The organism is Mycobacterium shimoidei (genome assembly GCF_900417275.1).
GTDB classification, from domain to species: Bacteria; Actinomycetota; Actinomycetes; order Mycobacteriales; family Mycobacteriaceae; genus Mycobacterium; species Mycobacterium shimoidei.
The window spans coordinates 525,906-544,618 of the sequence record NZ_UEGW01000001.1; the positions used below are offsets into that span (position 1 = coordinate 525,906).

At 64.4% G+C, this 18,713-nt stretch carries 17 protein-coding genes; 4 read left to right on the plus strand and 13 right to left on the minus strand.

From position 1 onward, the window contains the following. Positions 1 to 9: 9 nt before the first annotated feature. Complete coding sequence (locus tag MSP7336_RS02665) at positions 10 to 894, minus strand: cyclopropane mycolic acid synthase family methyltransferase (RefSeq protein WP_113962989.1); 885 nt, start codon at positions 892 to 894, stop codon at positions 10 to 12. 104 nt (positions 895 to 998) lie between these two features. Beyond that, on the minus strand, positions 999 to 2,249 hold the full coding sequence (locus tag MSP7336_RS02670) for a KasA/KasB family beta-ketoacyl-ACP synthase (RefSeq protein WP_113964742.1): 1,251 nt from the start codon (positions 2,247 to 2,249) through the stop codon (positions 999 to 1,001). A 186-nt stretch (positions 2,250 to 2,435) separates the two neighbouring features. Between MSP7336_RS02670 and MSP7336_RS02675 the strand changes: the two genes are divergently transcribed. Then, positions 2,436 to 3,341 (plus strand): cyclopropane mycolic acid synthase family methyltransferase, encoded by a 906-nt coding sequence (locus MSP7336_RS02675; protein WP_113962990.1) that lies wholly within the window; start codon positions 2,436 to 2,438, stop codon positions 3,339 to 3,341. Between the two features lie 9 nt (positions 3,342 to 3,350). Here MSP7336_RS02675 and MSP7336_RS02680 read toward each other — a convergent pair whose 3' ends face one another. The 4 genes from MSP7336_RS02680 to MSP7336_RS02695 all read right to left on the minus strand — a co-directional run bounded on the left by MSP7336_RS02680 (position 3,351) and on the right by MSP7336_RS02695 (position 7,652). After that, complete coding sequence (locus MSP7336_RS02680) at positions 3,351 to 4,211, minus strand: cyclopropane mycolic acid synthase family methyltransferase (protein ID WP_069397450.1); 861 nt, start codon at positions 4,209 to 4,211, stop codon at positions 3,351 to 3,353. Positions 4,212 to 4,343: 132 nt separating this feature from the next. Continuing rightward, a complete protein-coding gene (locus MSP7336_RS02685; RefSeq protein ID WP_084226573.1) occupies positions 4,344 to 5,198 on the minus strand; it encodes a 3-hydroxybutyryl-CoA dehydrogenase in 855 nt (284 codons plus the stop codon). Positions 5,199 to 5,285: 87 nt separating this feature from the next. After that, positions 5,286 to 6,572: an isocitrate lyase gene (aceA, locus tag MSP7336_RS02690; protein WP_113962991.1), complete on the minus strand. Its 1,287-nt coding sequence runs from the start codon at positions 6,570 to 6,572 to the stop codon at positions 5,286 to 5,288. 282 nt (positions 6,573 to 6,854) lie between these two features. Then, complete coding sequence (locus MSP7336_RS02695) at positions 6,855 to 7,652, minus strand: acyl-[acyl-carrier-protein] thioesterase (protein WP_069397447.1); 798 nt, start codon at positions 7,650 to 7,652, stop codon at positions 6,855 to 6,857. Positions 7,653 to 7,791: 139 nt separating this feature from the next. On the opposite strand from MSP7336_RS02695, the gene ramB reads away from it, so the two are divergent. Both ramB and MSP7336_RS02705 read left to right on the plus strand, forming a co-directional pair. Beyond that, entirely contained in the window at positions 7,792 to 9,207 is a 1,416-nt protein-coding gene (gene ramB / locus MSP7336_RS02700) for an acetate metabolism transcriptional regulator RamB (protein ID WP_069397446.1), read from the plus strand. Beyond that, positions 9,204 to 9,758, plus strand: a complete 555-nt coding sequence (locus tag MSP7336_RS02705; RefSeq protein WP_069397445.1) for a carboxymuconolactone decarboxylase family protein — start codon at positions 9,204 to 9,206, stop codon at positions 9,756 to 9,758. Before ramB ends, MSP7336_RS02705 begins: the two co-directional genes overlap by 4 nt. Here the strand turns inward: MSP7336_RS02705 and MSP7336_RS02710 are convergent. From MSP7336_RS02710 to MSP7336_RS02740, 7 genes are all read right to left on the minus strand, one after another. Continuing rightward, positions 9,749 to 10,021 (minus strand): hypothetical protein, encoded by a 273-nt coding sequence (locus MSP7336_RS02710; protein WP_232321103.1) that lies wholly within the window; start codon positions 10,019 to 10,021, stop codon positions 9,749 to 9,751. The genes MSP7336_RS02705 and MSP7336_RS02710 overlap by 10 nt on opposite strands. 60 nt (positions 10,022 to 10,081) lie before the next feature. Then, positions 10,082 to 11,479, minus strand: coding sequence for a dihydrolipoyl dehydrogenase (gene lpdA / locus MSP7336_RS02715; RefSeq protein ID WP_069397443.1), 1,398 nt, complete (start codon positions 11,477 to 11,479; stop codon positions 10,082 to 10,084). A 45-nt stretch (positions 11,480 to 11,524) separates the two neighbouring features. Continuing rightward, the gene (locus tag MSP7336_RS02720) at positions 11,525 to 11,989 is read right to left on the minus strand and encodes a hypothetical protein (RefSeq protein ID WP_069397442.1); all 465 of its coding nucleotides are present in this window, start codon (positions 11,987 to 11,989) and stop codon (positions 11,525 to 11,527) included. Positions 11,990 to 12,122: 133 nt separating this feature from the next. Beyond that, positions 12,123 to 12,401: a putative holin gene (locus tag MSP7336_RS02725; RefSeq protein WP_113962992.1), complete on the minus strand. Its 279-nt coding sequence runs from the start codon at positions 12,399 to 12,401 to the stop codon at positions 12,123 to 12,125. 29 nt (positions 12,402 to 12,430) lie between these two features. Then, entirely contained in the window at positions 12,431 to 12,931 is a 501-nt protein-coding gene (locus tag MSP7336_RS02730; RefSeq protein ID WP_069397440.1) for a DUF779 domain-containing protein, read from the minus strand. Continuing rightward, a complete protein-coding gene (exaC, locus tag MSP7336_RS02735; RefSeq protein ID WP_069397439.1) occupies positions 12,931 to 14,454 on the minus strand; it encodes an acetaldehyde dehydrogenase ExaC in 1,524 nt (507 codons plus the stop codon). The genes MSP7336_RS02730 and exaC overlap by 1 nt, the downstream gene beginning before the upstream one ends. An 80-nt stretch (positions 14,455 to 14,534) precedes the next feature. Further along, a complete protein-coding gene (locus MSP7336_RS02740) occupies positions 14,535 to 16,367 on the minus strand; it encodes a fatty acyl-AMP ligase (RefSeq protein ID WP_069397438.1) in 1,833 nt (610 codons plus the stop codon). A 247-nt stretch (positions 16,368 to 16,614) separates the two neighbouring features. Here MSP7336_RS02740 and MSP7336_RS02745 point away from each other — a divergent pair, with 247 nt between their 5' ends. Then, positions 16,615 to 18,693 carry a prolyl oligopeptidase family serine peptidase gene (locus MSP7336_RS02745; protein ID WP_069397437.1) on the plus strand — a complete coding sequence of 693 codons (2,079 nt, stop codon included), beginning with the start codon at positions 16,615 to 16,617 and terminating at the stop codon, positions 18,691 to 18,693. Positions 18,694 to 18,713: the final 20 nt, after the last annotated feature.

Consider the following 18,713-nt stretch of genomic DNA (forward strand, 5'->3'; position numbering starts at 1 on the left):
CGCGCTCGGTTAGCTCTTGGCGAGCGTGAACTGCGCGACTTCGGTGATACCGCGGTCGAAAAAGTCGGCGCACCCCGTCAGGTACCGGAGGTAACGCTGGTAGACCTCCTCGGAAGCCACGGCGACCGCTTCTTCATGAGCGGCCACCAAATTCGCCGCCCAGGTATCGAGGGTTTGCACGTAGTGCGGGCTCAGATTCTCGATTTGGCTCACCGAAAAGCCCGCGGCGGTGGAGAACTCGACAACGTCCTCCGCGGACGGCACCTGGCCACCGGGGAATATCTCCTGCGCGATGAACTTCATGAACCGCAGGTCGCTCATGGTGATCGCGATGTTATGGTCTTTCCAATAATTGGGCCGGTGAGTGAATATCGTCTGCAGCTCTAACCGGCCATCCGCCGGCAGCACACCGTAGGCCATCTCGAAAAACGCTTTGTACCTTGGCTTTCCGAATGCCTCAAACGCCTCGATGCTGACGATGCGGTCGACCGGTTCGTCGAATTCTTCCCACCCGCGCAGCAAAACCCGGCGCGAGCGGTCGGTATCCATCTCATCAAGCAGCTGCTGGCTGAACACGCACTGGTTCTTGCTCAACGTGAGCCCGACGACGTTGACGTCATAGGTCTCGATCGCGCGCTTCATCGCCGAGCCCCAGCCGCAGCCGATGTCGAGCAGCGTCATGCCCGGCTGCAGATCCAGCTTGGCCAGGTTCAGGTCGATCTTGGCCAGCTGGGCCTGCCCGAGAGTCATCTCGTCGTTTTCGAAGAATGCGCAGCTGTAGGTCCGCGACGGATCCTGAAACAGCCCGAAGAACTCGTCCGATAAGTCGTAGTGTGCCTGAACGTCCTCGAAGTACGGCCTCAGTTTCGTTGAACTCGACATCGCGTCCGCCATCTTGTCGGTTCCTCCGCTGACGAAAGTGTCAATAGCGAATCTAACGTTTGTGCGGATCCCCAGCAACTACGGTGGAGAACCCGAAAATTCGACGCAGATCTAGGTCAGTACCTGCCGAAGACGAGCGCCACATTGTGGCCGCCGAATCCGAACGAATTCTTGATCGCGTATCGGTAGTCGCCGGACCGCGGCTTATCGGCCACGACGTCCAAGTCGATCTCCGGATCGAGGGTACACAGGTTCAACGTCGGCGGGATGATGCCGTCCCGCAGGGCTAATACGGTCAAAATCGATTCCACCGCACCGACCGCGCCGATCGAATGGCCCAGCGCCGCCTTCGCTGCGTAGACCGCCGGCCGGTGGGCGCCCATCGCGATGTTGATGGCCTTGGCTTCGGCGAGGTCTCCGGCGGCGGTTCCGGCGGCGTGGGCGTTGATGTGGTCGATGTCGGCCGCCGTCAGCCCGGCAGACTGGATCGCCCGAGTGATCGCGCGGCCGGCCTGTTCGCCACTGGGATCGGGTCGGACGAGGTCAAAGCCATCCGATGTGATGCTCGCGCCCATCAGGCGACCAAGAATGTTGGCGCCGCGGGCTTTCGCATGCTCCTCGGTCTCGACCACCATCAGCGCGCCCGCTTCGCCGAAGACCAAACCGTCGCGATCCTTGTCGAATGGCCGGCACGCGCCCACCGGATCGTCGTTGTTTGTCGAGAGCATGTCCATTTGGGCGAACGTCGCCATCGGCACCGCCTCGATTCTGGTCTCCACCCCGCCACAGATCGCGATGTCGGCCTCGCCGAGCACGAGGTTGCGCCACGCGAGAGCGATCGCCTCGGCGCCCGCGGCATCGGCTGATATCGGGGTGATCACCCCGGCCTTGGCCCCACGTTCCAGCCCGACGGCCGCCGCCGCCGCGTTGGGCATGGCCTTCTGCACGCCCAGCGGGCCTATCGCCCGGATACCGCGTTCGCGGATCTCGTCGTACGCCCAGACCATTTCCTCGGTCGAGCCCAGCCCGGTGCCGATGGAGACCATCAGCCGGTTGGTGTCGACCTCCGGGGACCCGGCGTTGGCCCACAGTCGCCGACCCAGGACCGTCGACATCTTCTGCAGAAACAAGAACCGGCGCAGCTCGACCCGGCTCAGCTGGGAGTCGAAATCCTCCAGCAGGTGCCCACCGATGCGAACCGGCAGGCCGAACTGTTCGATGAACGGATCGTCGAGCTCGCGGATCCCGCTCTGCCCGTCCAGCAGCATCGTCCATGTGGTGTCGGCATCGGTGGCAAGGGCAGTCGTCATGGCGACGCCGGTGACAACCACGTCCGGGAAACCATTTCCGGTCCACAACTGCGCCATACCGTGCTGCATCCCTTCCTTGATGGCCCTTGCACCGTGGAGTACCCAAAGATTCCGGCCAATCTAGGGTAAAACGGGCCGGGGAGAGTGCCGCAGACACAGCACTGCCAATGCGCGTTAGCGACCCGGCTACCTGGGTATATTCCCGATTGCAGCGCTCAGGGGGCACGTATAGTGTCGTCGGCTATGACACGAGGGGCGAAAGACGTGGATGAACTGAAGCCGAACGTCGACCACATCAAGTCGCACTACGACCGGTCGAACGAATTCTTCAAGCTGTGGCTCGACCCGACCATGACCTACAGCTGCGCGTACTTCGAACGTGACGACATGACCCTGGAAGAAGCGCAGATGGCCAAGGTCGATCTGGCGCTGGGGAAGCTGGACTTGCAACCCGGCATGACGCTGCTCGACATCGGCTGCGGCTGGGGTTCCACCATGCGGCGCGCAGTCGACAAGTACGACGTCAACGTCATCGGACTGACGCTCAGCGAGAATCAGCTGGCACACAACAAGCAGAAATTTGCCGAGATGGACTCGCCGCGGTCCAAGCAGGTGCGGCTGCACGGCTGGGAAGAGTTCGACGAACCGGTCGATCGCATCGTGTCACTGGGGGCATTCGAGCACTTCGCCGACGGCATCGGCACCTACGAGCGCTACGCCGACTTTTTCAAGATGTGCTACAACGTGATGCCCGATGACGGCAAAATGCTCCTGCACACCATCGTGGTGCCCACCGCCGAAGAGGGTGAAAAGCTCGGGCTGAAGCGGACGATGTCGCTGATGCGATTCATCAGCTTCATCCGCAAGGAGATCTACCCCGGTGGGCGCTTGCCACAGGTGGACATCGTCGACAAGTACGCCACCGAGGCCGGTTTCGACATCACCCGCCGCCACTTCATCGGCGAGAACTATGTCCGCACCCTGGACACCTGGGCCAAGGGGCTCGAAGCGCACAAAGCCGAGGCGATTGAGCTCAAGGGCGAGCAGGTGTACGAGACCTTCATCAAGTACCTGACCGGGTGCCGGGAGCTGTTTCGCGACGGCTACACCAACGTGTGCCAGTTCACCATGGAGAAGAAGGCGGCCTAGCCGCCCGATTTACTTGGTCAGGGTGTATTGCGCGACGTCGGTGATCCCGCGGCGCATGAAGTCTGCACAGCCGGTTAGGTAGCGCATGTAGCGCTCGTAGACCTCTTCGGACTGCACGGCGATAGCGCGCTCGCGATTGGCCTGCAGATTCGCCGCCCAGCTGTCCAGCGTCCGCGCGTAGTGCGGGCGAAGATTCTGTATCTGCTCGACCGAGAAGCCGGCGGCCTGCGAAAATTCGAGGATGTCCTCTTGGGAGGGCATTTGGCCGCCTGGAAAAATTTCTTGACCGATGAATCGCATGAACCGTAAATCGCTCATCGTCACCGGGATACCGTGTTCGTGCCAATAGGTCCAGGGGTGCGTGAATAGGCTGTGTAACAGCATCCGGCCGTCGTCGGGCATGATATTGAAAGCGCGCTCGAAGAAAGCCGGATAACGCTCCTTCTTGAACGCGTCGAAGGCCTCGACGGTGACGATCCGGTCGACTTTTTCGTCGAACTCTTCCCAGCCTTGCAGCCGTGCTTCGGCGGTGCGTTGGGTCGGCAGGGCGGCCAGTTTGGCCTTGCTGTATTCGTACATGTTGCGGCTGAGCGTGATGCCGACCACGTTGACGTCGTACTTCTCCACCGCCCGGACCAGCGCGCCGCCCCACCCGCAGCCGACGTCGAGCAGCCTCATCCCGGGCTCGAGGTTCAACTTGTCCAGCGCCAAATCGATTTTGGCGAGCTGGGCCTCCTCCAGGGTCATGTCGTCGCGTTCGAAGTACGCGCAGGTATAGGTCATTGTGGGGTCGAGGAACAACGAAAAGAATTCGTTGGAAATATCGTAGATCGCCTGCGACTCTTCGTAGAAGGGTCTGAGCTTTGCCATTTTCACCAGTTACCTATCCTGAGTTATGCCCGTGGTCCGGTAGCACCCTACCGTAGCCGCGATATCGGGCAAGCTCGCATCACTCCAAAGGGGCTGGCACGCAGCATAACTCGCCGGGGCCCCGAAATAGCGTCAATACGAATAGAAACCTTGACCGGACTTCTTGCCGAGCTGACCAGCCTCGACCATCCGCAACAGTAACGGCGGCGGCGCGAACTGCGGTTCCTTGAACTCCTCGAACATCTTGTCTGCGATGAGCTTGCAGGTGTCCAGTCCGACCAGGTCCGCAAGCCGCAGCGGTCCCATCGGATGCGACAACCCGGCGACCACCGCCTTGTCGATGTCCTCGACGCTGGCGAACTTCGCCTCGACCATGCGGATCGCCGAGAGGAGGTAGGGCACCAGCAGCGCGTTGACCACGAAGCCGGAACGGTCCGAGCAGCGCACCACCTGCTTGCCCAGCACCGCGCCGGCGAATTCCTCGGTGCGAGCGGCGGCGGCTTCGTCGGTGACCAATGTGCAGACGAGCTCGACCAGCGGCAGCACCGGGACCGGGTTGAAGAAGTGCAGCCCCAGCACCCGCCGAGGGTTCTTGGTCGCCGCGGCGAGCTTCATGATCGGGATGCTCGATGTGTTCGACGCCAACACCGCGTCGGGGTCGGTGATGATGTTGTCCAGCTCGGCGAAAATCCCGGCCTTGACGGATTCGTCCTCGATCACGGCCTCGATCACCAGTTGCCGATCGGCGAGGTCGTTGAGGTCGGTGGTGAAGGTCAGCTTCTCGATCGCCCCGTCGCGTTCGCGCTCGGTGATCTTGCCGGCACTGACTCCGCGCTCCAGCGATTTCACGATGCGGTCGCGTCCCGCGGCGACCAGCGCCTCGGTGGTCTCGAAGATCGTCACCTCGACGCCGGCGCGCGCCGAGACTTCGGCGATCCCGGACCCCATCTGACCGGCTCCGACGACACCTACTCGTTCGATCGCCACGGTGCTCCCTTTTCTCCCGCCACCAGACGCAAAGGCCCCCAGACACGCTCGGTGTAAAGGGGCTTTGCGTCTGCTCGGCAGATTAACTTAGTGGAACTGGCCCTCTTCGGTCGAGCCGGTCAACGCGGTGGTCGACGAGGAGGGGTCGACGGTGGTGGCGATACGGTCGAAGTAACCGGCACCCACTTCGCGCTGGTGCTTGGTCGCGGTGTAACCGCGCTCTTCGGCGGCGAATTCGCGTTCCTGCAGTTCCACGTAGGCGCTCATCTGGTTGCGGGCGTAGCCGTAGGCCAGGTCGAACATCGAGTAGTTGAGCGCGTGGAAGCCAGCCAGCGTGATGAACTGGAACTTGAATCCCATTGCGGCAAGCTCCTTTTGGAACTTGGCGATGGTCGCGTCATCGAGGTGCTTGCGCCAGTTGAACGACGGCGAGCAGTTGTAGGCCAGCATCTGGTCCGGGAATTCGGCCTTGACCGCCTCGGAGAACTGCTTGGCCAGCTCGAGGTCGGGGGTGCCGGTCTCCATCCAGATCAGGTCGGCGTACGGCGCGTAGGCCTTGGCCCGCGCGATGCACGGGTCGATGCCGTTGCGCGTGCGGTAGAAGCCTTCCTTGGTGCGCTCACCGGTGATGAACGGCTTGTCCCGCTCGTCGATGTCGGAGGTGATCAGGGTCGCGGCCTCAGCGTCGGTGCGTGCGATCACCACGGTGGGGACGTCGCACACGTCGGCGGCCAGCCGGGCCGACGTGAGCGTGCGGATGTGCTGTTGGGTCGGGATCAGCACCTTGCCGCCCAAGTGGCCGCACTTCTTCTCCGAAGCCAGCTGGTCCTCCCAGTGCGAGCCCGCGACGCCGGCGGCGATCATCGCCTTCTGCAACTCGAAGACGTTGAGCGCGCCGCCGAAGCCGGCTTCGCCGTCGGCGACGATCGGAGCCAGCCAGTTCTTCACCGAGGTGTCGCCCTCGATCTTGGCGATCTGGTCGGCGCGCAGCAGCGCGTTGTTGATGCGGCGCACCACCTGCGGCACCGAGTTGGCCGGGTACAGGCTCTGGTCCGGGTAGGTGTGGCCGGACAGGTTCGCGTCACCGGCGACCTGCCAACCCGACAGGTAAATGGCCTTCAAGCCGGCGCGCACCTGCTGCACGGCCATGTTGCCGGTCAGCGCGCCCAGCGCATTGATGTATTCGAGGTCGTGCAGCTGCTCCCACAGCACCTCGGCGCCGCGACGGGCCAGCGTGTTCTCCTCGACAACGCTGCCCTGCAGGGCCACCACGTCCTCGGCGGTGTAGGTGCGGGTGACGTCCTTCCACCGCGGGTTGGTGTCCCAGTCGTGCTGGATTTGCTCGGCGCTTTTCGGCGTACCCACCGTTGACATTGAGGTGCTCCTTGTACGTTCTTCACCACTGCGCGCAACACGACTGGTTTCCAGACTTGTTAACCACGCAGCGACTTCACTGGACTATGAAACCGAAGATGGCACAGCTTAGCTCCGCAGGTCCAGCCGTTTAATTTGCGAATTTTGGCTATGGGCTGGCGCGATTTTGCAAAGTTTGCGAAGACACTGCTTTTCTGAACCGTTTCAGTTCCTACTGGCGGGTAACACGATTGCGCAGGTCAACCGCAACGTTTGCGACAAGAACGCAAAAAGCGCCGGCGGTCAGATCGCGAAGATCGACGCGACCGCTTTGACCTCGTCGCCCACCGCGTATGTGAGCGTTCTAACAGTGCGATCGAGAAGTCCGGCACCGAATTGGTCGGTGGAGCCGGGCGGATAGACGTGGGTGATGATCTCGAGCTTGTCGCCCAGGGCCACCGGGGCCTCGTGCTCGATCGTGACCCGCAGCGGCGCCTTGAGCATCTCCGGGCAGGACGCCAAATGATCCTCGATGACGCTCCAGTACACCGAGTTGTTCATGTGGTCGAACAGGTCGATGTCGGTGACCCGGACCGGGAACTCGTGGATTTCCAGCGCGTTGTCGCGGCTGGCGGGCTTGAGATAGGCCTTCCATCGCAGCCGGTCCACGCTGGTCGTGCGGTGCAGGCCGGCCAGGAAGTCGTCGGAGATCCGCGCCGGCCCCTGAGTTTCGCGGTTGATGTTGATCCAGAACGCCTCAGATTCAATGAGGCCTCCATTCCGCTTCCCATCGATGCGGACCCGCATCTCGCACCAGCGGTTCGAGGTGCCCGAACACCACCGCCGCATGCGCAGCATGTCGCCGAACTCGATCGGACGGATCAGGTCGACCATGGTGCGCCGAACGATCCAGAGCGGATGGGTTTCCTCGAATCCCATCTCGCGCAGCTGGTCCTGGCCGATGTCCTGAATGTGCCGGGCAGCGGCGTCGAAGCGCAGCCGGCCCTCCCGGTCGATGTCGGCGACGCGCAGCGGCCACTCCCGATCGAACACGTCGGGATGCCCGTCGGGCACCGGCATCATCGATTTGTCCAGGCTCACTGCTTCGCTCCCCGATTGGTTCAGTACCCCTCCCCTGGCGCATCATGCCAACAACCGCGCTGCGGCACCAATTAAGACCATTCGGGCACCGACTGCCAACTCTGCGAACCCCATCTTCGCAGACCGATAGACTGCCCCAATGGCCAAGACGTTCGTGGGATCGCGGGTGCGGCAGCTTCGCAACGAACGCGGATTCAGTCAGGCCGCCCTGGCGCAGATGCTGGAAATCTCACCGAGCTACCTCAACCAGATCGAGCACGACGTCCGCCCGCTGACGGTGGCGGTGCTGTTGCGAATCACCGAGGTGTTCGGGGTCGACGCGACTTTCTTCGCCTCCCAGGACGACACCCGGCTGGTCGCCGAACTGCGTGAGGTGACTCTGGACCGTGACCTGGACATCGACGTCGATGTGCCCGAGGTCGCCGAGATCGTCGGCGCGCACCCGAAGTTCGCCCGCGCGATGGTCAACCTGCACCGCCGTTACCGCATCACCACCGCCCAACTGGCCGCGGCGACCGAAGAACGCTACTCCGACGGTAGCGGCAGCGGGTCGATCACCATGCCGCACGAAGAGGTGCGCGACTACTTCTACCAGCGCCAGAACTATCTGCACGAGTTGGACACCGCGGCTGAGGATCTCACCGTGCGGATGCGGCTGCATCGCGGCGAGCTGGCCGTCGAGCTGGCCAACCGGCTCACCGACGTACACGGTGTGCGCATCAACCGACGGATCGATCTGGGTGAGTCGGTGCTGCACCGCTACGACCCGAAGACCAAGACACTCGACATCAGCAACCACCTGTCGTGGGGGCAGCGGGTGTTCAAGATGGCCGCCGAGTTGGCGTACCTGGAGTTCGGCGACCTGATCGATCAAATGGTCACCGACGGCAAGTTCACCAGCGAGGAGTCACGCACCCTGGCCCGGCTGGGCCTGGCCAACTACTTCGCCGCTGCCACCGTGTTGCCCTACCGGCAGTTTCACGACAGCGCGGAGAATTTCCGATACGACATCGAGCGGCTCTCGTCGTTCTACCGGGTCAGCTACGAGACCATCGGCCACCGGCTGTCCACCCTGCAGCGGCCCTCGATGCGTGGTGTGCCGTTTTCGTTCGTCCGGGTCGACCGGGCAGGCAACATGTCAAAACGCCAGTCCGCCACCGGTTTTCACTTTTCGTCCAGTGGCGGCACGTGTCCGTTGTGGAACGTCTACGAGACGTTCGCCAATCCGGGCAAGATCCTGGTGCAGATCGCCCAGATGCCCGACGGTCGAAACTACATGTGGGTGGCTCGCACCGTGGAGCGGCGGGCATCACGGTATGGTCAGCCCGGTAAAACGTTCGCGATCGGGCTGGGCTGCGAGCTCCGGCACGCCCACCGGCTCGTCTACTCGGAGGGACTCGACTTGTCCGGCGATGTCGCTACACCGATCGGCGCGGGCTGCCGCGTGTGCGAACGGGACAACTGCCCGCAGCGCGCCTTCCCGGCGCTGGGTCGCGCACTCGACATCGACGAGCACCGCAGCACGGTCTCGCCCTATCTGGTGAAGCAACCATGAGCACTCAAGTGGGCCGCATCCCGGCGTCGGGCCGGCTGCGCGAGCTGGGGCCGATCAACTGGGTGGTGGCCAAGCTCGGCGCGCGTACGGTTCGCGCCCCGCAGATGCATTTGGTCACCACGCTGGGCCAGCACAAGCGACTGTTCTGGATGTGGCTGCCCTATTCGTTGGCGTTGCTGCGAGGCCGGTTGCCGATCGCCGATACCGAGTTGGTGATTTTGCGGGTCGCGCATTTGCGGGCCTGCGAATACGAGCTACAGCACCATCGGTGGATGGCCCGACGCCGCGGCCTGGACGCGCACAAACAACAGGCCATTTTCGCCTGGCCGGACTCTGCCGACGAGCTCACCGATCGCCAGCAGGCGCTGCTGGACGCCACCGATGAATTCGTCAAGACCCGATCGATCAGCGCGCCGGTCTGGCAGCGATTGTCGGCGCACCTGGATCGGCGTCAGCTCATCGAATTCTGCATGCTGGCAGGACAATACGACGGTCTTGCCGCGACGATGGCTGCCCTCGACATACCGTTGGACTACCAAGATCAGGAGTAAGTCGCTGCCAGCACGGCCAGTGACAGCGCGACGGGGAGAATCGGCAGCGCAAAGGCGAACGCCGCCAATGCATAGTTGCGCCGCCGTCGCAGCCTCGATCCCCACAGCACTGCCCAGATGGCCAGCAGCCCCGACAGCGCCAGCACAACGAGACTCCAGCGGCTCTCGGTGCTGACCGCCGCGCCGATCGAGATCGCCACCAGCCACGCGATGTAGCCGACGATCGCGCCGCCGACGAGACCCCAAATCGATTCGGTGCGCACCGGTTCACGCCTAATTGCCCGGCTCCTCCTCATCGCGCTCCGCGCTCTGCATCGTCGCCGTTAGAAGTTGATCATGTGCCCGGTCAAGCCGTGGAAGCACTCCTGCAGCGCCTCTGACATTGTCGGATGGGTGTGTACGTTGCGCGCCAATTCGTTTGCGGTCAAATCCCATTTCTGAGCCAAGGTGAGCTCCGGCAACAGCTCGGAGACATCATGGCCGATCAGGTGTCCACCAAGCAGCTCACCGTATTTGGCGTCGGCCACCAGCTTGACGAATCCGCTGGGATCGCCCACGCCGTGTGCCTTGCCGTTGGCGGTGAATGGGAACTTGGCGACCTTGACGTCGTAACCCTCTTCGCGGGCTTGCTCCTCGGTGAGTCCGAAGCTGGCGACCTGCGGTTGGCAGAACGTCGCACGCGGCAGCATTCGATAGTCGCCGAGTGGCAAAGTCTCTGCGCCGGCGATGGTTTCGGCCGCGATGACACCTTGGGCCTCCGCAACGTGCGCCAGCTGCAGCATGCCGGTGACATCGCCGATGGCGTAGATGTGGCTCACGTTCGTGCGCATGTGGTCGTCGATGCCGATTGCCTTGCGTTCGGTCAGCGCCACTCCGGCTCCCTCCAGCCCGTAGCCTTCGACATTGGGCGCAAACCCGATGGCCTGCAATACTTTATCCGTTTTGAGATCTTGCGACTCGCCGTTCTTGTTGACCGTGACCGTCACCTTGGAGCCGTCGTCGGAAATCGCCGCGCACTCTGTTCCGGTGAGAATCTTGACGCCCAGCTTCTTGAACTGCTTTTCGATCTCTTTGGACACCTCGGCGTCTTCGTTGGGCAGAGCCCGCGGCAGGAATTCGACGATGGTCACGTCGACGCCGTAGTTGACCAGCACATAGCCGAACTCCATGCCGATGGCACCCGCGCCCGCGATGACGATCGACTCCGGCAGCTCCCGGGACAGGATCAGCTCCTCGTAGGTCACGACGTTCTTGCTCAGCGAGGTGCCCGGCACCAGTCGAGTACTGCTGCCGGTGGCGATGATCGCGTGGTCAAAGGTAACGGTGTCGGTGCCGCCGTCGTTGAGGTCGACGGACAACGTGTGCGGGTCGGTGAACTTGCCGTAGCCGTGGATCTCGGTGATCTTGTTCTTCTTCATCAAGAAGTGCACGCCGGCGACGCGGCCCTCGGCAACCTTTCGGCTGCGGTCGAAGGCGGCGCCATAGTCGAAGCTGACCTCACCGCTGATCCCGAATGCCTTGGCGTCCTTGGTGAACAGGTGAGCGATTTCGGCGTTGCGCAGCAGCGCCTTCGAGGGAATACATCCAACATTGAGGCAGACGCCGCCCCAGTACTTGGGTTCGACGACTGCGGTGTTCAGCCCCAGCTGGGCCGCGCGAATAGCCGCGACATATCCACCGGGGCCGGCTCCGAGGACGACGACGTCGTAGTGAGAAGTCACCAGCCCACCCTAAAACGTGTCGGCCGACTCCAAACAGTCGACCGCTCAGTAGGGGATCAGCCCGGCAAAGCAACGCCCCACGGTGTGGTTGCAGAAGTAAGTGCCGTACACCGGTGCCGCGGCGGCGACCGCGGCGAACGGCGCCGTCATGACTGCGATACCCAGGGCCGAAAGTAGCGGTCTGTCCTGCACCATCGCCAGCAGCAAACCCGCGACGGTGCACGCCACGACATAGACCAGGACGACGAAGACGACCGGGGTCTTGTGCGGCGAGGTGTCTCGCGTCCACCAGACGAACAGCCCCGGCCCGATGACCGCTGCCGCGATCCACACCGCGACGAGGATCAGAACGAACTGCCACCACTTCAGGTAGTAGTACCGGCCGGGCACCGTCACCGACTGCGCCGGTGCGGGAATCGGCTCGGACGCGACGTCTGCCGGCGGTGCGGGAGGAGCGCCGGTCGACTGCGCGGGGCTGGGGTCCAGCGGCGGTGCGTCATGTGCCGCCACCTGTATTACGGGCGCCTCGGAGTCAACCGCCAGATCTGGTTTGCGTCGCCACCAGCGCAGGATCCGCGCCGAGTGTGGCGGCTCGGACGTCTGCGGCTGCGCACCGGTGTCGGAGGTCGGCGTGGAATTGGGGTCAGGCAGGGGTCATCACCTCGATCAAAGTGAGCACGCCGAACCAACCGGGCGCCAACGCGAGGATGAATGCGCCCAGTGCGGTGATCCACCGGCGGCGGGACAACAAAATCGCCAACAATCCGATGGCGCTGGGCAATCCGACCACCAACGCAATGACGATGTCAGGGCGGATCGGTGCGCTGACCAGGAGCGCCACCGCCGTTCCCGCCAACACCCCGGCGGCAACTCCGACCAGCATCGAGCCGGCCAGCAGCCACGCCCGGGGTAGCGGAATCACGTCTTCTGACGATACTGCGACAGCCTCGACTACTGCGCTAGGTGCGCGGCGTGCCCTCCGGGGATCGGGCAAGCGTCGGCGGCCTCCGCGACGACCGGGGCGCGCGTTGAGGGTCGCTCACCGCGCTGGTAGTCGGCGCCGGTGATCAGCGGGAGGGCCGCCAAGGCGCTGTTTTCGGCGTCGCTGAAGGCTCGACCGCGCGACAGGAACCGCATCCCCTCCGGGGCTTCCAGGCTGAAGCCGCCACCGCGTCCGGGCACCACGTCGATGACCAGCTGGGTGTGCTTCCAGGTCTGAAACTGCGGCCCGGAAATCCACACCGGCACCCCGTCTTCCACGTCGAGAACACCGAGGAGGACGTCGCGGTCACCCACGATGAAGTCGCCGTCCGGATAGCACATCGGCGAGGACCCGTCGCAGCAGCCACCGGATTGGTGGAACATCACCGGCCCGTGCCGCTCGATCAGCTGCCGCAGCAGGGTAGCCGCGGCGGCGGTGATCACCACCCGATGGGTCGCCGGCGCGCGCATCAGAACAAGCCGAGCGCCTTGTCGCAGTAGGACACCATCAGGTTCTTGGTTTGCTGGTAGTGGTCGAGCACCACCTTGTGGTTCTCCCGCCCGAAACCGGACTGCTTGTAGCCGCCGAACGCCGCATGTGCGGGGTAGACGTGATAGCAGTTGACCCAGACCCGCCCAGCCTGGATGTCGCGGCCGGCCCGGTAGGCGGTGTTGCCGTCGCGGCTCCACACCCCGGCGCCCAGGCCGTAAAGGGTGTCGTTGGCGATCGAGATCGCGTCGTCGTAGTCGGAGAACGACGCCACCGCCACCACCGGACCGAAGATCTCTTCCTGGAAGATCCGCATCTTGTTGTTGCCGGTGAAGATCGTCGGCTGCACGTAGTAGCCACCGGAGAGGTCACCGCCGAGCTCGGCGCGCTCGCCGCCGGTGACGATCTTGGCGCCTTCGCTCTTGCCGATCTCGATGTAGGACAACACCTTTTCCAGCTGGTCGTTGGAGGCCTGCGAGCCGATCATCGTCTCGGTGTCCAGCGGGTCACCCTGCCGGACCGCCTTGGTGCGAATGGCCGCCAGTTCCAGGAACTCGTCGTAGATGTCGGCCTGGATCAGGCTGCGCGACGGGCAGGTGCACACCTCGCCCTGGTTCAGGGCGAACATGGTGAACCCCTCGAGCGCCTTGTCCTGGAAGTCGTCGTGGGCGGCCATCACATCGGAGAAGAAGATGTTGGGGCTCTTGCCGCCGAGTTCGAGGGTGACCGGGATCAGGTTCTGGCTGGCGTACTGCATGATCAGTCGCCCGGTGGTGGTCTCCCCGGTGAACGCGATCTTGGCAATCCGGTCGCTCGACGCCAGCGGCCGTCCCGCTTCGGCGCCGAACCCGTTGACGACGTTGACCACACCGGGCGGCAGCAGATCCGCTATCAGGCTCATCAGGTACAGCACCGAGGCCGGGGTCTGCTCGGCCGGCTTGAGCACGACGGTGTTGCCGGCCGCAAGCGCCGGCGCCAACTTCCAGGCGCCCATCAGGATCGGGAAGTTCCACGGAATGATTTGCCCCACCACGCCGAGCGGCTCGTGGAAGTGATAGGCGACCGTGTCGTCGTCGATCTGGCTCAGCGAGCCCTCCTGGGCGCGAATCGCCCCGGCGAAGTAGCGGAAATGGTCGGCGGCCAGCGGGATGTCGGCGGCCAGCGCCTCGCGGATCGGTTTGCCGTTGTCCCAGGATTCCGCCAGCGCCAACGACTCTCGGTTGGCGTCGATACGGTCGGCGATCTTGTTCAGGATCGCCGCGCGTGCCGCGGGCGCGGTCTTGCCCCAGGCCGGGGCGGCGGCATGCGCGGCGTCGAGCGCGTTGTCGATGTCGGCCTCGTCGGAACGCGGCACCTCGCAGAACGGCTGGCCGGTCACCGGCGTCGGGTTCTCGAAATAGCGGCCCTTTACCGGCGCCACCCATTCGCCGCCGATGAAGTTGTCGTAGCGGGACTCAAAGCTCATCAGCGCCCCCGGGGACCCCGGACGTGCGTAGACAGTCATCGGATCAGCTCCTCGTTCGTTCGCGTGACACAACTCACACTACCGCCGCGGGCTGTCGCTGATGTAGCCGGTGAACCTCGCTATAGCTCGCCCGCCAGATACCGGGCCCGGCAGGCACGGCGCGCGAGCTTCCCGCTGGTGGTACGCGGAATTCGGCCGGCGGCAACCAATCGGATGTCGGCCACCGCCAGCCCGTGCCGGCGAGAGACCGCCGCACGGATCGCTTCGGCGATCTCGGCCGGGTCGGCCTTGCCCGCCCCCGGCGCGCGTTCGGCGATGATCACCAGCCGTTCGCCTGCGGTCTCGCCGGGCACCGAGAACGCCGCCACGTGACCGGACCGCACCGCGTTGGATGCCTCGGCCACCGTGGCCTCGATGTCCTGCGGATAGTGGTTGCGGCCGTCGATGATCACCATGTCCTTGATGCGACCGACGATGTAGAGCTCGTCATCCAGATACATCCCGAGATCGCCGGTCCGAAGCCAGGTAGCGCCGGTCGGGGAACCCTCGGCGCGGCTGTCAACCTCCAACCGTGACTGCAGTTTGTTGTCGAAGGTCAGTCGGCTCTCCTCGTCACGCCCCCAGTAGCCGCGCCCGATGTTGTTGCCGTGCAACCAGATCTCCCCAACCTGGCCGTCGGGCAATTCCGCTTCGGCCTCCGGGTCGACGATGACCGCCCACAGGCCCGGCGCCACCCGCCCACACGACACTTGCGCAACGGCGTTGTCCGCGTCGGGAGCCACCTGCACGGCGCGGCCCGCGCCGAGCTCGTCGCGGTCCAAATAGACCACCCGGGGTTGTGCCTCGGGGTCGATGGTGGAGACGAACAACGTCGCCTCGGCCATCCCGTAGGCGGGTTTGATCGTGGTGGCCGGCAATCCGTAGGGCGCGAACGCTTCGTGGAACCGCTGAATCGAGGCGATGCTCACCGGCTCGGAGCCATTGATGAGACCGACGACGTTAGTCAGGTCGAGAGTCTCACCGGGGCTGGGCAATCCGCGCTCCGCGGCCATATCGAACGCGAAGTTGGGCGCGGCGGCAAAGGTGCGACCGTAGCGGGCCTGCTCTGCCAGTTCGCGAATCCAGCGGTACGGCCGTCGCACGAACGCCGTCGGCGACATCAGAGTGATCTGCCCGCCGCACAGCGCCGGGAACATGAGCATCAGCAGACCCATGTCGTGAAACAGCGGCAGCCAGCTCACGGTTCGGGCGTCCCAGTCCACGCCCACCGACACGATCATCTGCACAACGTTCGTGCAGACGCAGCGGTGGGTGATCTCAACACCGGCGGGCGCGCGGGTCGAGCCGGACGTGTATTGCAGGTAGGCGATGTCGTCGGTGTCCGGCTGGGCCGGAGTGAACGTCGAACCCACCGTGTCGGGTACGGCGTCGACGGCGATCACTCGCGGCCGGCGCTGCCTTGGCAGGCTGCGCACGAACGACTGCACGGGCTCGGCCGCGTCGACCGTCGTCAGAAGCACCGCCGGCTTGGCATCGGCCACCACCGCTTCGAGCCGTTCGGCCTGTCCGGGCAATTCGGGCGCAAACAGTGGGACCGCGATATTGCCGGCAGCGATGGCGGCGAAGAAGCCGACGACATAATCGATACCCTGCGGCGCAACGATCGCCACCCGGTCGCGTGGCGCGCTGACTTGCTGCAACCGGGCGCCGACGGCACGCAGCCGGGCGCCGAGCTGGTTCCAGGTCAAGTCGATGCGCTCGCCGTCTGCCGTCTGGCCGTAGTCCAGATAGCGGTAGCACACGGCGTCGCCCAGGCCGGTGATGTTGCGCTGGAGACCAGAGATCAGAGTGGCCCCGTCGGGGATGACGATGTTGCCCTCGGCGTCGAGATAATCCTCCAATCGGAGTCTCTCGGTTGGACCGGGGATGTCTATGAGCCCTCTCTGATCCATAAGACTAGTTTAAGAAATTATTCGCCCGTAGAGTCCCAACCTGGTCACACCAATTGACACGAGCAGACCGCGCCTCCGGCAAAGAGGCAAAAGTACCTGGTCACGGGCCTTTCGAGCGTGCCCAAAGGCGCTAAGACCCCGACGCCCGTAACCGCAATCACATCCGTTGGCGCCCTTTTAGGTCATCACACACTCGCCACACCGGCCCGTCGACCGCTCTGCGGCGGCCTCGAACACCCCGGACACAATGGATGCCGTGAGCACCGACCCGCATCTCTGGCTCGAGGACATCACCGGCGAGGACGCACTCAACTGGGTGCGCGCACACAACGAACCCACGCTCAAGGAGTTCTGCGGCGACGAGTTCGAGCAGATGCGGTCCGAAGCGCTCGAGGTGCTCGACACCGATGCCCGCATCCCCTATGTGCGCCGCCGGGGCGAGTACCTCTACAACTTCTGGCGCGATGCGGCCAACCCGCGCGGGCTGTGGCGGCGCACCACGCTGGAAAGCTATCGCAGCGATTCCCCAGAGTGGGATGTGCTGATCGACGTCGACGCACTTGCCGCCGCCGACGACGAGAACTGGGTGTGGGCCGGCGCCAACGTCATCGAACCCGACTACACCCGGGCGTTGATCAGCCTGTCGCGCGGCGGTGCGGATGCGGCGATTGTCCGTGAATTCGACATGGAGACACGAGGATTCGTTGCCGACGGGTTCGAGTTGCCGGAAGCCAAAACCCACATCAGCTGGGCCGACCCGGACACCGTGCTGGTGGGAACCGATTTCGGTGAAGACTCGCTCACCGAATCCGGCTACCCACGGGTGGTGAAGCGCTGGCGGCGTGGTGAGCCGCTGTCCGACGCGCCGACGCTGTTCGAGGGGGCCCGCAGCGACGTCATGGTGGCCGCGGGAGTCGACCGCACGCCAGGCTTCGAGCGCACATTGGTGCGGCGGGCGATCGACTTTTTCAACGAGCAGGTATACGAACTGCGCGGAGACGAGCTGATCCGCATCGACGCCCCCACCGACGCGACGCTTTCGGTGCATCGCCAGTGGTTGTTGATCGAGTTGCGCACCGACTGGTTCACCGGCAGCGCCTCGTATGCGGCGGGCTCACTGCTGGCCGCCGACTACGAGGAATTCCTCGCCGGCACAGCGCAATTGCAGGTCGTGTTCGAACCCGACGAGCACACCGCGCTGCACCAGTATGCGTGGACCCGCGACCGGCTCGTCGTCGTCACGTTGGCCGACGTCGCGAGCCGCGTCGAGATCGCCATACCGGGCAACGGTGACGACCCGCTGCACCCGGCTTCGCCGCGCTTGCGGTCGTCACGAGGCACTTGGGAACGCCGCCCGGTCACCGACGTACCGGCCAACACCAACACCGTCATCGTCGCCGCCGACGACACCGGCGACGAAATCTTCCTGGACTCCAGCGGGTTCGACACCCCATCACGGCTTTTGCACGGCGCCGTCGACGGGCCGCTGCAGCAGATCAAGTCGGCCCCGAGTTTCTTCGACGCCGAGGGCTTGAGCGTCTCGCAGCATTTCGTCGCCTCCAAGGACGGGACTTCCATTCCGTACTTTGTGGTGCGGCCGCAGGATGCGACCGGGCCGACGCTGCTGGGCGGCTACGGAGGGTTCGAAGTGGCGCGCACGCCGGTCTACGACGGGGTGCTCGGCAGGCTGTGGCTGGCCCGTGGTGGCACCTACGTGCTGGCCAACATCCGTGGCGGAGGTGAATACGGTCCGGGCTGGCACACCCAAGCCATGCGCGAAGGGCGGCATCTGGTGGCCGAGGATTTCGCCGCGGTCGCCGCCGATCTGGTGGCTCGCGGCATCACCACCGTCGAGCAGCTCGGGGCCCAGGGCGGCAGCAACGGCGGCCTGCTGATGGGCATCATGCTGACCCAGTACCCGGAGCTGTTCGGCGCGCTGGTCTGCCAGGTGCCACTGCTGGACATGCGCCGCTTCCATCTCCTGCTGGCGGGGGCGTCGTGGGTAGCCGAATACGGCAACCCCGACGATCCCGCCGATTGGGAGTTCATCTCGGAATACTCGCCGTACCACCATATTTCGTCCGATCGGCAATATCCGCCGGTTTTGATCACCACGTCCACCCGCGACGATCGGGTTCATCCCGGGCATGCCCGCAAGATGACCGCCGCGCTGGAAGCGGCCGGACACCGGGTCTGGTACTACGAGAACATCGAGGGCGGCCACGCGGGCGCCGCCGACAATGCGCAGATCGCGTTCAAGTCCGCGCTGAGCTTTTCGTTCCTGTGGCGGATGCTGACAGGTGACGACCGCGGCAATCGAGACTGAGAATCCGCTGAGTAGCTGCT